This is a genomic window from Streptomyces gilvosporeus (genome assembly GCF_002082195.1).
Taxonomy (GTDB): Bacteria; Actinomycetota; Actinomycetes; order Streptomycetales; family Streptomycetaceae; genus Streptomyces; species Streptomyces gilvosporeus.
In genome coordinates, this window is the sequence record NZ_CP020569.1 from 4,229,413 (window position 1) to 4,241,815 (window position 12,403).

A 12,403-nucleotide genomic window follows, 5' to 3' on the forward strand; every position below is an offset into this window, starting at 1 on the left:
TCCCGGCCGGTCAGTGGTGTTCCATGACCTGGCTCGCGGGCGGCGGGGTCATGTCGACCTTGGTGCCGTAGCCCGTGTAGTACACCTCTCCGTTCGTGGCGCCGAACTTCTCCTGCTTCTTGACCAGCAGGTTGTTCGAGTCGATCCAGATGTCGAGCGTCTCGCTCTTCACCTTGGACTGCGCCAGCTGCTTCTTGATGGCCTCCTGGGCCTGCGGACTCAGCTTCTTGGCCTGCACGTCCGTCGTGATCGTCCCCCTGTAGTGGGTCGCCTGGACGCCGCGGACGTCTTCCTTGCCGACGACCTTGAGGTCGCTGGCCGCGGTCATCCACTCGATCGGCCCGCTCGGGTTGGCGGTCGTGAGGGCTTCCTTCAGCAGCGAGCCGGTGCCGGACTGCTTCGCCAGCGCGTCGTACGAGTACTTCATCCACGGCTTGCCGCCGATGGACATGCCCATGTTCATGTACACCGCGTCCTTGGTGTACAGCATCTTCATCGGCTTGCCGGTCTTGCTGCCGGGCAGGGTGGCCTCGACGCTCATCTGCGTGCCGTCGCTCCAGTCCACCCCGCCCTTGGTGGTCTGAGTGCCGTTGGTGGTCTTGGTGGTGCCGTCCAGCTTCACCGACTTCTTGGCGTCGGTCGCCGTCTGCGCGGCCTTCAGCGCATCGAGCGGGCTCTTCGACGGGTCCTGAGCCCCGCTGCCGCCACTGCTGCTGCTACCGCCGGTGCTGCCGTCGGCCTTGTCGTCGCTCTTGCCGTTACAGGCGGAGAGTCCGCCGACCAGAATGACAACCCCCGCCGCGACGGCGGTGATACGCGTGCTGCGCACTTGAGGCTCCCCCTTAGCTTTCCTCTATGGACCTCGGTGCGACTGTAGTGCAGAGCACCGACAACGCATGCGTCAGGCCCCGCTTCTCCCTTGGGAGAAGCGGGGCCTGACGGGTGAAACCCTAGGAGGCGCCGATCAGCGAGATCAGACGGCCTCGTCCTCGACGAGGAGGTTGCGGGTGCGGTTGGCGTCCAGCGGGATGCCGGGGCCCATCGTGGTGGTGACGGTCGCCTTCTTGATGTAGCGGCCCTTGGCGGCGGACGGCTTGAGGCGGTTGATCTCCTCGAGCGCCGCGGCGTAGTTCTCCACCAGCTTGGTGTCGTCGAAGGACACCTTGCCGATGATGAAGTGGAGGTTCGCGTGCTTGTCCACGCGGAACTCGATCTTGCCGCCCTTGATCTCGGTCACGGCCTTGGCCACGTCCGGGGTGACGGTGCCGGTCTTCGGGTTCGGCATCAGACCACGCGGACCGAGCACGCGGCCGAGGCGGCCGACCTTGCCCATGAGGTCCGGGGTGGCGACGACGGCGTCGAACTCGTTCAGGCGGTTGCCCTTGGAGATCTCGTCGATCAGTTCGTCCGAGCCGACGATGTCGGCGCCGGCGGCTTCCGCGGCCGCAGCACGGTCACCGGTCGCGAAGACCAGGACCCGGGCGGTCTTACCGGTGCCGTGCGGGAGGTTCACGGTGCCACGGACCATCTGGTCGGCCTTGCGCGGGTCGACACCCAGACGCATGGCGACCTCGACGGTCGCGTCGAACTTGACGGACGTGGTCTCCTTGGCGAGGCGGACGGCCTCGAGCGGGGCGTACAGACGCTCCCGGTCGATCTTCGCGTCCGCGTTGCGAAGAGTCTTGCTGCGCTTCACTTCTGCTCCTGATGCAGTGGGGTGGAGTCGTGGTGCGGACCAGCGCCTGGCCCTGCCACGGGATTGCCTTGGGGGCTGAGGCTCAGCCCTCGACCGTGACGCCCATGGAACGGGCGGTGCCGGCGATGATCTTCTCGGCGGCGTCCAGGTCGTTGGCGTTCAGGTCGGGCATCTTGGTCGTGGCGATCTCACGGACCTGGTCGCGGGTGATCTTGGCGACCTTGGTCTTGTGCGGCTCGCCGGAGCCCTTCTCCACGCCCGCGGCCTTCAGGATGAGCTTCGCGGCCGGCGGGGTCTTGGTGATGAAGGTGAAGGAACGGTCCTCGTAGACCGTGATCTCCACCGGCACGACCATGCCACGCTGCGACTCGGTCGCGGCGTTGTAGGCCTTGCAGAACTCCATGATGTTGACGCCGTGCTGACCCAGCGCGGGGCCGACCGGCGGAGCCGGGTTCGCGGCACCGGCCTGGATCTGGAGCTTGATAAGCCCCGTGACCTTCTTCTTCTTGGGAGGCATGCTCTCTCCGGGTCCTAGTGAGAGGTGATTCGCCCCGCGATCCGGTCATCCGGATGGAGGCATACCGCACAACGATAACGGGTATGGTCGTGCGGCCAAAAACCGAGCAGGTCAGGCCGACTCTCGCGAGCCCGCCTGACCCGGCCGGTGGCTGATGGTGCGAATCAGTTCTTCTGGATCTGGTCGAAGCTGAGCTCGACCGGGGTCTCCCGGCCGAAGATCTCGACCAGGCCCTTGACCTTCTTCGAGTCGGCGTTGATCTCGTTGATCGTCGCCTGGAGCGTCGCGAACGGACCGTCGGTGACGGTGACGGAGTCGCCCACCTCGAAGTCCAGCACCTGGACCTCGACCTTGCGCGACGGCGCCGGCTTGCCCTCGGCCGCGGCGGCCTCCTTGGCGGCCTTCTCCTCGGCCTCCGGGGCGAGCATCTTGACGATCTCGTCCAGCGTCAGCGGGTAGGGGTCGTAGGCGTTGCCGACGAAGCCGGTGACGCCCGGGGTGTTGCGCACCACGCCCCAGGACTCGTTCGTCAGGTCCATGCGCACCAGCACGTAGCCGGGGAGCTTGTTCTGGCGGACGGTACGGCGCTCGCCGTTCTTGATCTGGGCGACCTCTTCCTGCGGCACCTCGGCCTGGAAGATGTAGTCCTCGACGTTCAGCGAAACGGCGCGCTGCTCGAGATTGGTCTTCACGCGGTTCTCGTAACCCGCGTAGGTGTGGATGACGTACCACTCACCGGGGAGGCCACGCAGCTCGTCACGGAGGGCGGCCACCGGGTCGACCGGCTCCTGCTCCTCCTCGGCCTCGTCCTCGGCGGCCTCGGCGACGGCCTCGGCGTCCTCCTCGACGTGGACCGCGGACTCTTCGGCGGGCTCGCCGGCAGCAGCGTCCTCGGCGTCGATCTCATCGGCGCCGTCGGCGTTCTCGACGATCTCCAGAGCGGTGTCATCGCCCTCGACCTCGGCCGAGACGGCCTCGTCAACCTCGGCCTCTGCGGCCGCGACGGGCTTGGCGGCGTCGTTCAGGTTCGGGTCAGACACGTGGCTGCTTCTTCCTTGCTTCAAGGGGTTATACGTGCGAAGGGCCGCCCGCAGAGGCACCCCTCCGCGGGATCAGCCGAAGACGTACCCGACTACTCGGTTGATTCCCAAGTCAATCACGGTTACGAGACCAATGATGATGGCCACGAAGACGATCACCACGGAGGTGTACGACGACAGCTGGCTGCGCGTGGGCCACACGACCTTGCGGAGCTCCGCCACGATCTGGCGGTAGAAGAGCGCGAGACGCGCAAAAGGCCCCTTCTTGCCGCGCTTGCCGCCACGGCGGGGCTTCTTCTGGGATTCCGCGGTCTCGTCCTCGGAACGACCGCGCTCAGGCATGTCGATGGAGCCCAGGGCGTCCGTCACTCGTCCTCACCTGATCCGGGTCGTGGCCGTGCCGCGCCCGGTTGAGCCGCACGGCGGTGCATTTCATACGTACGCGTGCACGCACCTTGGTGAAGAAAGTGCGTGTAGCAGGGCCGGAGGGACTTGAACCCCCAACCGCTGGTTTTGGAGACCAGTGCTCTACCAATTGAGCTACGACCCTTTGTGGTTCCCCCAACCTACCGCATACGACCGACTGCACTATGTGCGTGCGGCGCGGCGACCCGTTGGGAGCCAACGGTCAGCGAGTGTACGTGGTCAATCGCCGGGCGTCGAACAGAAACCCCCCGGAACGCTCCCGGTGCGCCCCGGGCCGCGCCCGCAAACCCGTGCAACGGGCTCGGGGGCGGTCTGCGACGATGCCTCTATGAGCGCTGCCACTCCTTCCGCATCGTCCCCCACCGACCGCCGGGTCTCCGCCCGCATCGGTGCGATCTCCGAGTCCGCCACCCTCGCCGTCGACGCCAAGGCCAAGGCCCTCAAGGCCGCCGGGCGCCCGGTGATCGGCTTCGGCGCCGGCGAGCCCGACTTCCCCACGCCCGACTACATCGTCGAGGCGGCCGTGGACGCCTGCCGCAACCCGAAGTTCCACCGCTACACCCCGGCCGGCGGCCTCCCCGAGCTGAAGTCCGCGATCGTCGAGAAGACCCGCCGCGACTCCGGCTACGAGATCGAGGCCGCCAACGTCCTGGTCACCAACGGCGGCAAGCAGGCCATCTACGAGGCGTTCGCGGCCATCGTCGACCCGGGCGACGAGGTCATCATCCCGGCCCCGTACTGGACCACCTACCCCGAGTCGATCCAGCTCGCGGGCGGTGTGCCGGTCCCGGTGGTGGCCGATGAGACGACCGGCTACCGCGTGACCGTCGAGCAGCTGGAGGCGGCCCGTACGGACAAGACGAAGGTGCTGGTCTTCGTCTCGCCGTCGAACCCGACCGGCTCGGTCTACCCCCGCGAGCAGGTCGAGGCGGTCGGCCGCTGGGCCGCCGAGCACGGCCTGTGGGTGCTGACCGACGAGATCTACGAGCACCTGGTCTACGGCGAGGCGCAGTTCTCCTCGCTGCCGGTGGTCGTGCCCGAGCTGCGCGACAAGTGCATCGTCGTCAACGGCGTGGCCAAGACGTATGCGATGACCGGCTGGCGGGTGGGCTGGGCGATCGGCCCCAAGGACGTCATCAAGGCCGCCGCAAACCTCCAGTCGCACGCCACCTCCAACGTCTCCAACGTCGCGCAGGCCGCGGCCATCGCGGCGGTCTCCGGGGACCTGACGGCCGTCGAGGAGATGAAGGTGGCCTTCGACCGCCGCCGCCGCAAGATGGTGCAGATGCTCAACGAGATCGACGGTGTGCTCTGCCCCGAGCCGGAGGGCGCGTTCTACGCCTACCCGTCGGTCAAGGACCTCCTGGGCAAGGAGATCCGCGGCAAGCGCCCGCAGACCAGCGTCGAGCTGGCCGAGCTGATCCTGGAGGAGGCGGAGGTCGCCGTCGTCCCGGGCGAGGCCTTCGGTACCCCCGGCTACCTGCGGATTTCGTATGCGCTGGGCGATGAGGACCTGGTCGAGGGCATCTCGCGGGTCCAGAAGCTGCTGGCGGAGGCGAAGTAGCGGTCGAGCGCGTACCGACAGCGGTAGGCGGTGTGTGCGGGGCCGGAACGCGTTCCGGCCCCGCTCGCGCTTTCGGCAGACCCTTCGTTCGGGGCCGGGCCCTACCGCCGCACCGCTCCCGTACGGCAGGATCTGCTGATGGAGCGCATTCGTGATCTGCGTCAATTGCCGAAGGCCCATCTGCACCTGCACTTCACGGGTTCGATGCGGGCCACGACCCTGCTGGAGCTCGCCGACCGATACGGCGTGCATCTGCCCGACGCGCTCAAGGGCGGCGAGCCGCCGAAGCTGAGGGCCACGGACGAGCGCGGCTGGTTCCGCTTCCAGCGGCTCTACGACCTCGCCCGGTCCTGTCTGCGCAGGCCGGAGGACATCCAGCGGCTGGTGCGCGAGGCCGCCGAGGAGGACGTCCGGGACGGCTCGGAGTGGCTGGAGATCCAGGTCGACCCGACCTCGTACGCACCGCGGCTGGGCGGGCTGATCCCGGCGCTGGAGATCATCCTGGACGCGGTCGAGCGGGCCTCGCGGGACACCGGGCTGGGCATCCGTGTCCTGGTGGCCGCGAACCGCATGAAGCACCCCCTGGAGGCGCGTACGCTCGCCCGGCTCGCGGTGCGCTACGCCGACCGGGGCGTGGTCGGTTTCGGCCTGTCCAACGATGAACGCCGCGGCTTCGCCCGGGACTTCGACCGGGCCTTCGCCATCGCGCGGGCCGGCGGTCTGCTGGCGGCGCCGCACGGCGGTGAACTGTCGGGGCCGGCGAGCGTACGGGACTGCCTGGACGATCTGCATGCCGGACGGGTCGGGCACGGCGTCCGGGCGGCGGAGGACCCCGCACTGCTGCGGCGGCTGGCCGATCGCGGGGTGACCTGCGAGGTCTGCCCGGCGTCGAATGTGGCGCTGGGGGTGTACGAGAAGCCCGAGGACGTACCGCTGCGGACGCTCTTCGAGGCCGGGGTGCCGATGGCGCTGGGCGCGGACGATCCGCTGCTGTTCGGCGCCCGGCTGGCCGCGCAGTACGAGATCGCCCGCGGCGTGCACGGCTTCTCGGACGCGGAGCTGGCCGAGCTGGCCCGTCAGTCCGTCCGCGCCTCCCAGGCGCCCGAGAGCGAGCGGCGGCGGCTGCTGGCGAGCATCGACGCCTGGCTGGCGGCATAGGGCCGCGGCGGGGCCGCCACGGCCTCCAGACGCCCTCCTCGCGGCTTCCGGGGGACTCGGGCGGCTTCCCCGGCGGCCGCGCCGTCTAGAGGCTGACGCCGACCGTCACGGGCTCGTTGACGAGGGTGATCCCGAAGGCCGCGTGGACGCCGTCGCGGACCTCGCGGGCCAGCGCCAGGAGGTCCTCGGTGGTGGCCGCGCCGCGGTTGGTCAGGGCGAGGGTGTGCTTGGTGGAGATACGGGCCGGGCCCTCGCCGTAGCCCTTGGTGAAGCCGGCGCGGTCGATCAGCCAGGCGGCGGAGGTCTTCACCAGGCCGTCGCCCGCCGGGAAGGCGGGCGGCGCGGCATCGGGGCCGAGGCGGTCGCGGACGCGCTCCAGGAAGGCGGTGTGCTCGGCCTCGGTGAGGACCGGGTTGGTGAAGAAGGAGCCGGCCGACCAGGTGTCGTGGTCGTCCGCGTCCAGCACCATGCCCTTGCCCGCGCGCAGCGCCAGGACGGTCTTGCGGGCGACGGCCGCCGGGACCCGGTCACCGGGCTCGACGCCGAGGCTCCGGGCGGTCTCGGCGTACTTCAGCGGCGCGGACAGCCCCCCGGCGTCCTCCAGCACGAAGCGCACCCGCAGCACCACGAAGCGCTCAGGGTGCTGCTTGAAGCGGCTGTGGCGGTAGGAGAAGGCGCACTCCTCGTTGGCGAGGGTGACGGTCTCGCCGGCCCGGCGGTCGTAGGCAACGACCTCGGTGATCGTGGCGGAGACCTCCTGGCCGTAGGCGCCGACGTTCTGGATCGGGGTGGCGCCGGCCGAGCCGGGGATGCCGGCCAGGCACTCGATACCGGCCAGCCCGGCCTCGACCGTACGGGCCACCGCATCGGACCAGTTCTCGCCGGCGGCCAGCGTCAGCGTCGTGCCGTCCAGGTCGAAGCCGCTGGTGGCGATGCGCAGGGCGGTGCCCTCGAAGCCCTTGTCGCCGATGACGAGGTTGGAGCCGCCGCCGATGATCAGCAGCGGGGTGCCGGCGTCGTCGGCCGCGCGGACGGCGGCGATCACCTCGTCGTCGGTGGTGGCCGTCACGAGGCGGGTCGCCGGTCCGCCGAGGCGGAAGGTGGTCAGCGGGGCGAGGGGAGCGTCCTTGAGTTCCTGCACGCGCCCCAGGGTACGGGGGCGGGCCGACAATCCCTTTCCGGCCGCCCCCGCCCCGTGCCCGTACCGGCTCAGGCCAGCCGGACCACGGCGCGGGACATGCCCAGCACCTTCTGGCCCGCGCTCGTGGCGGTGAGGTCGACGCGCACCGTGCGGGCGTCGTCGTCCAGCTTGGCGGCGACCTTGCCGCTGACCTCGATCAGCGCGCCGTTGTCGTCGTTGGGGACGATGACCGGCTTGGTGAAGCGCACGCCGTACTCGGCGACGGCGCCGGGGTCGCCGGTCCAGTCCGTCACCACGCGGATCGCCTCGGCCATGGTGAACATGCCGTGCGCGATGACATCGGGCAGCCCGACCTCCTTGGCGAACTTCTCGTTCCAGTGGATCGGGTTGAAGTCGCCGGAGGCGCCCGCGTACTGGACGAGGGTGGCGCGGGTCACGGGAAAGGACTGCGCCGGGAGTTCGGTGCCGACCTCGACGTCGTCGTAGGAAATCTTGGCGCTCATCTCAGCCCTCCTTGGCGGCGCGGGCGACCAGCTTGGTGAAGGCGGTCACCACATGCTCGCCCGCCTCGTCGTGCACGTCCCCGCGGATGTCGATGATGTCGTTGCCCGCCATCGTCTTGACCGCCTCGATGGTGGAGGTGACGGTCAGTCGGTCACCGGCACGCACCGGCCGGGTGTAGGCGAACTTCTGGTCACCGTGGACCACCCGGTTGTAGTCCAGGCCCAGTTGCGGGTCCCGGACGACCGTTCCGGCCGCCTTGAAGGTGATGGCGAACACAAATGTCGGCGGGGCGATCACATCGAGATGCCCGAGCGCCTTGGCGGCTTCGGTATCGGTGTATGCCGGATTGGTGTCCCCGATCGCCTCGGCGAATTCGCGGATCTTTTCCCGGCCGACCTCGTACGGGTCGGTGGGCGGGTACGTGCGTCCGACAAAAGACGGGTCGAGCGCCATGGGGCTCGCAACCTCCCTGTACTGGTGCGTGATCAACGCCGTGAGGCCGCCCCCAAATTGGGGACGGCCTCACGACAGTGCTTTACGAGAAGCGCGCCTACTTATCGCGTCTCGCGGTGCGCGGTGTGCGAGTTGCAGCGGGGGCAGTGCTTCTTCATCTCAAGACGGTCCGGGTTGTTACGCCGGTTCTTCTTGGTGATGTAGTTCCGCTCCTTGCACTCCACGCAGGCCAGCGTGATCTTCGGGCGGACGTCGGTGGCAGCCACGTGAGTGCTCCTTGGACGGACAGATGGTCGGACTAACGCATAGAAGAGTAGCCGATCGGAGGACCGACCCCACAATCGGCTACTGTCAGTAGCGGTGACCGGACTTGAACCGGTGACACAGCGATTATGAGCCGCTTGCTCTACCGACTGAGCTACACCGCTGCGATGCCGGGACCCCGCCCGAAGGCGGGAACCTCGTCATCAGAGCCCCAATACGGAATCGAACCGTAGACCTTCTCCTTACCATGGAGACGCTCTGCCGACTGAGCTATTGGGGCGAGCGATGAAGACATTACACGGCCCGCAGCCAAAGGTGAAATCCGTATCCCGGCGGCGCACCAACCACCCCCCGCACCACACCGGTACGACTATTTCGCGCCTGCGCGAAGCTCTCCCGGCCGCGCCCTACGCTCGAAGAACCGCTGCGTGATCTTGCACGCCGGTGCCTTCGAGGAGCGCGATGTCCGACAGCAGTTCACCGCAGCAGCCTCAGCCGGGAAAACGGGGCAAGCCGAACACCGGCCGGCAGGCCCGGTCGGACGCCGGTGCTCTGGTCCTGTGCGGCGCCCGGCTGGCCGACGGCCGGACGGTGGACGTGCGGCTGGGCGGCGGGCGCATCGAGGCGGTCGGCACGGCGGGCAGCCTCGCCCCGCAGGGCTCCCGCGTCGACCTCGCGGGCTATCTCCTGCTCCCCGCCCCCGCCGAACCGCACGCCCACTGCGACACCGCGCTGACCGCGGACACCGACGGACCCGCCTCCGACTCCCCCGATGAGGTCCAGCGCCGCACGACCGAGGCGGCCCTGCTCCAGCTCGGCCACGGCGCCACCGCCTCCCGCAGCCATGTCCGCATCGGCGACGTCCAGGGGCTGCGCTCGCTCCAGGCGGTGCTCCAGGCCCGCCGGTCACTGCGCGGGCTCGCCGATCTGGCGGCGGTCGCGGTACCGCGGGTGCTGACCGGGGTGGCCGGTGCGAACGGGCTGGCGATGCTGCGGGACGCCGTCAAGATGGGCGCCTCGGTCATCGGCGGCTGCCCGGACCTCGACCCGGATCCGGCGGGGTACGTCGAGACGGTCCTGGAGGTGGCGGGCGAGCACGGCTGCCCGGTGGATCTGCACACCGACGGCGACGACCCGGCGCGGCTGTCCCGCTTCGCGGCGATGGCCGGCGGGCTGCGGCCGGGCGTGGCCCTGGGGCCGTGCGCCGGGATGGCACGGATGCCGCGCAGCGTGGCCGCCCGGGTCGCCGAACAGCTGGCGGCCGCCGATGTGGCCGTCGTCTGCCTGCCCCAGGGCGACTGCACCGGCCTGGAACGCCATGGCTCACGGGTGGCCCGCCCCGCCCCCGTACGGCTGCTGCGCGCCGCCGGGGTGCGGGTGGCGGCGGGCAGCGGCGCGCTGCGCGATGTGGCGAACCCGGTGGGGCGCGGCGACCCGTTGGAGGCCGCCTACCTCCTGGCGTCCCTCGGGGAGGCCACCCCGGAGGCCGCGTACGAGACGGTGAGCGCGGCCGCGCGGGCCACGCTGGGCCTGCCCGAGGTACGCGTCGAGGCGGGCTTTCCGGCCGAGCTGCTGGCCGTACGGGGCGAGCGGATCGCCGGAGTGCTCTCGCTGGCCTACAGCCGGGTCGTGGTGCACCGGGGCCGCGTCGTGGCCCGTACCAGCGCGGTGCGCGAGTACTGCGACTCGGCGGCGGAGGTGGCGCTGGAGCTGCCGCGGCAGTCGCAGCGCCCCTAGACGCCTGTCCGGTGGGCCGCCGTGGGCCCCGGGCGCCCCCACGGCTTTGCGCCGCACCGGCCGGTCCCGCACGGTGCACGGACGGCGCGGCGTACGGTCGGCATCATGCGCATTGTCATCGCAGGTGGACATGGTCAGATCGCGCTGCGGCTGGAGCGGTTGCTCGCCGGGCGCGGGGACGAGGTCGCGGGCATCATCCGACGGCCGGAACAGGCCGGCGACGTGCTGGCCGCGGGCGGCGAACCGGTCGTCTGCGACCTGGAGTCGGCGACGGCCCAGGATGTCGCGCGGCATCTGGAGGGCGCGGACGCGGCGGTCTTCGCGGCGGGTGCCGGTCCGGGCAGCGGCACCGAGCGCAAGGACACCGTGGACCGCGGCGCGGCCGCGCTGTTCGCGGACGCGGCCGAGATGGCGGGCGTACGGCGCTTCCTCGTCGTCTCCTCCATGGGCGCGGACCGCGAACCACCGGAGGGCACCGACCCGGTCTTCGCCGCGTATCTGCGGGCCAAGGGAGCCGCGGACGCCGACGTACGGGCCCGCGCCGGGCTCGACTGGACGATCCTGCGTCCCGGCCGGCTGACCAACGACCCCGGAACGGGCCTGGTGACCCTGGCCGACGCGACCGGCCGCGGCGACGTCACCCGCGACGACGTGGCCACCGTCCTGGCGGAACTGCTCGCCCAACCGGCCACCGCGGGGCGGACGTTGGAGCTGATCGCGGGCGATGTACCGGCGGCGGAGGCGGTGCGGAACGTGGCGGGGCACTGATACGGCACCGATGAGGTGACGTCGCGTCATCTGACGGGGCGGGCGGAGGTGGCGGCGGAGTGGGGCGCGGGGGTGCGGCGGGGCTGCGCGGCGCACCCGGCGGCGCTTCCGGGCGGCTCTTTCGGGCGCCGCGTGGCGGGCGTATGGCCTTCGTCACGCAGCGTTGCGGGTCTGGCTCGGCTCGGCTCGCGGGGTAGGCCGCGCCCCTCACGGGTGGCGACGAGGCCGCCGACGGGCCGGTTGCACGACAAAGGGCCCGTGACCTGCTTGAGTGCAGGTCACGGGCCCTTTGTTCCGTGTGGCGGCGCCAGGATTCGAACCTGGGAAGGCGAAGCCGGCAGATTTACAGTCTGCTCCCTTTGGCCGCTCGGGCACACCGCCAGGGTTTGCTGCCGGGAGATCCGCTGTGGGGCGGTGCTCTGTGGCAACGACGTAAACCATACCCGATGGCTGGGGGTGGTCCGCCACTCGATTCCGAAGCGCTGGATCTTGGCCGGGTGGCTAGGCTTGGCGGGCGGTCCGGGATGGGCCGTACCCCTGACGGATCTACGTACGAGGAGCCAACTCAAGATGGCCGACTCCAGTTTCGACATCGTCTCGAAGGTCGAGCGGCAGGAGGTCGACAACGCCCTCAACCAGGCCGCCAAGGAGATCTCGCAGCGCTACGACTTCAAGGGCGTGGGCGCCTCGATCGCCTGGTCGGGCGAGAAGATCGAGATGCGGGCCAACGCCGAGGAGCGGGTGAAGGCCGTACTCGACATCTTCGAGACCAAGCTGGTCAAGCGGGGGATCTCGCTGAAGGCGCTGGACGCCGGCGAGCCGCAGGCGTCGGGCAAGGAGTACCGGATCTCCGCCTCGATCGAGGAGGGGATCTCGCAGGAGAACGCCAAGAAGGTCGCCAAGATCATCCGTGATGAGGGCCCGAAGGGCGTCAAGGCGCAGGTGCAGGGCGACGAGCTGCGGGTCAGCTCGAAGAGCCGGGACGACCTCCAGGCGGTGCAGCAGCTGCTGAAGGGGAAGGACCTGGACTTCGCCCTTCAGTTTGTGAACTACCGGTAGGCGCCGGCCGGTCGGCGGTAGCCGGTAGCCGGTGGCAGTCCGTTTCCGGGGTCCGGGAACGGGGTCCTGTGGCGGG

Annotated in this window: 14 protein-coding genes and 4 tRNA genes; 5 read left to right on the forward strand and 13 right to left on the reverse strand. The window is 70.0% G+C overall.

The window, feature by feature from the left end; genetic code table 11:
* Window positions 1-10 precede the first annotated feature (10 nt).
* The 6 genes from B1H19_RS18640 to B1H19_RS18665 all read right to left on the reverse strand — a co-directional run bounded on the left by B1H19_RS18640 (window position 11) and on the right by B1H19_RS18665 (window position 3,803).
* On the reverse strand, window positions 11-829 hold the full coding sequence (locus tag B1H19_RS18640; protein ID WP_237289384.1) for an SCO4651 family lipoprotein: 819 nt from the start codon (window positions 827-829) through the stop codon (window positions 11-13).
* 144 nt (window positions 830-973) lie between these two features.
* Window positions 974-1,696, reverse strand: a complete 723-nt coding sequence (rplA, locus tag B1H19_RS18645) for a 50S ribosomal protein L1 (RefSeq protein WP_030062906.1) — start codon at window positions 1,694-1,696, stop codon at window positions 974-976.
* Window positions 1,697-1,778: 82 nt separating this feature from the next.
* Window positions 1,779-2,213, reverse strand: a complete 435-nt coding sequence (rplK, locus tag B1H19_RS18650; protein WP_083105792.1) for a 50S ribosomal protein L11 — start codon at window positions 2,211-2,213, stop codon at window positions 1,779-1,781.
* Window positions 2,214-2,377: 164 nt separating this feature from the next.
* Complete coding sequence (nusG, locus tag B1H19_RS18655) at window positions 2,378-3,253, reverse strand: transcription termination/antitermination protein NusG (RefSeq protein WP_030062908.1); 876 nt, start codon at window positions 3,251-3,253, stop codon at window positions 2,378-2,380.
* A gap of 72 nt (window positions 3,254-3,325) precedes the next feature.
* The gene (gene secE, locus B1H19_RS18660; RefSeq protein WP_083105793.1) at window positions 3,326-3,622 is read right to left on the reverse strand and encodes a preprotein translocase subunit SecE; all 297 of its coding nucleotides are present in this window, start codon (window positions 3,620-3,622) and stop codon (window positions 3,326-3,328) included.
* Window positions 3,623-3,730: 108 nt separating this feature from the next.
* A tRNA-Trp gene (locus B1H19_RS18665) sits at window positions 3,731-3,803 on the reverse strand.
* A gap of 204 nt (window positions 3,804-4,007) precedes the next feature.
* Between B1H19_RS18665 and B1H19_RS18670 the strand changes: the two genes are divergently transcribed.
* Both B1H19_RS18670 and B1H19_RS18675 read left to right on the forward strand, forming a co-directional pair.
* Window positions 4,008-5,243 (forward strand): pyridoxal phosphate-dependent aminotransferase, encoded by a 1,236-nt coding sequence (locus B1H19_RS18670; RefSeq protein ID WP_083105794.1) that lies wholly within the window; start codon window positions 4,008-4,010, stop codon window positions 5,241-5,243.
* 138 nt (window positions 5,244-5,381) lie between these two features.
* On the forward strand, window positions 5,382-6,401 hold the full coding sequence (locus B1H19_RS18675; protein ID WP_083105795.1) for an adenosine deaminase: 1,020 nt from the start codon (window positions 5,382-5,384) through the stop codon (window positions 6,399-6,401).
* A gap of 85 nt (window positions 6,402-6,486) precedes the next feature.
* On the opposite strand, the gene B1H19_RS18680 is transcribed toward B1H19_RS18675, so the two are convergent.
* The 6 genes from B1H19_RS18680 to B1H19_RS18705 form a co-directional block, all read right to left on the reverse strand.
* Window positions 6,487-7,542, reverse strand: coding sequence for a UDP-N-acetylmuramate dehydrogenase (locus B1H19_RS18680; RefSeq protein ID WP_083105796.1), 1,056 nt, complete (start codon window positions 7,540-7,542; stop codon window positions 6,487-6,489).
* Window positions 7,543-7,610: 68 nt separating this feature from the next.
* The gene (locus tag B1H19_RS18685) at window positions 7,611-8,045 is read right to left on the reverse strand and encodes a MaoC family dehydratase (protein WP_083105797.1); all 435 of its coding nucleotides are present in this window, start codon (window positions 8,043-8,045) and stop codon (window positions 7,611-7,613) included.
* A 1-nt stretch (window position 8,046) separates the two neighbouring features.
* The gene (locus tag B1H19_RS18690) at window positions 8,047-8,499 is read right to left on the reverse strand and encodes a MaoC family dehydratase N-terminal domain-containing protein (protein WP_083105798.1); all 453 of its coding nucleotides are present in this window, start codon (window positions 8,497-8,499) and stop codon (window positions 8,047-8,049) included.
* Window positions 8,500-8,600: 101 nt separating this feature from the next.
* Entirely contained in the window at window positions 8,601-8,765 is a 165-nt protein-coding gene (gene rpmG / locus B1H19_RS18695; RefSeq protein ID WP_003956487.1) for a 50S ribosomal protein L33, read from the reverse strand.
* Window positions 8,766-8,854: 89 nt separating this feature from the next.
* Window positions 8,855-8,927, reverse strand: a tRNA-Met gene (locus B1H19_RS18700).
* A gap of 43 nt (window positions 8,928-8,970) precedes the next feature.
* A tRNA-Thr gene (locus B1H19_RS18705) sits at window positions 8,971-9,043 on the reverse strand.
* Window positions 9,044-9,225: 182 nt separating this feature from the next.
* Between B1H19_RS18705 and B1H19_RS18710 the strand changes: the two genes are divergently transcribed.
* Window positions 9,226-10,500, forward strand: coding sequence for an amidohydrolase family protein (locus tag B1H19_RS18710; RefSeq protein WP_083105799.1), 1,275 nt, complete (start codon window positions 9,226-9,228; stop codon window positions 10,498-10,500).
* A gap of 105 nt (window positions 10,501-10,605) precedes the next feature.
* Window positions 10,606-11,268, forward strand: a complete 663-nt coding sequence (locus B1H19_RS18715; RefSeq protein ID WP_083105800.1) for an NAD(P)H-binding protein — start codon at window positions 10,606-10,608, stop codon at window positions 11,266-11,268.
* 299 nt (window positions 11,269-11,567) lie between these two features.
* On the opposite strand, the gene B1H19_RS18720 is transcribed toward B1H19_RS18715, so the two are convergent.
* A tRNA-Tyr gene (locus tag B1H19_RS18720) sits at window positions 11,568-11,649 on the reverse strand.
* A 189-nt stretch (window positions 11,650-11,838) separates the two neighbouring features.
* On the opposite strand from B1H19_RS18720, the gene B1H19_RS18725 reads away from it, so the two are divergent.
* Complete coding sequence (locus B1H19_RS18725) at window positions 11,839-12,327, forward strand: YajQ family cyclic di-GMP-binding protein (RefSeq protein WP_083105801.1); 489 nt, start codon at window positions 11,839-11,841, stop codon at window positions 12,325-12,327.
* Window positions 12,328-12,403 lie beyond the last annotated feature (76 nt).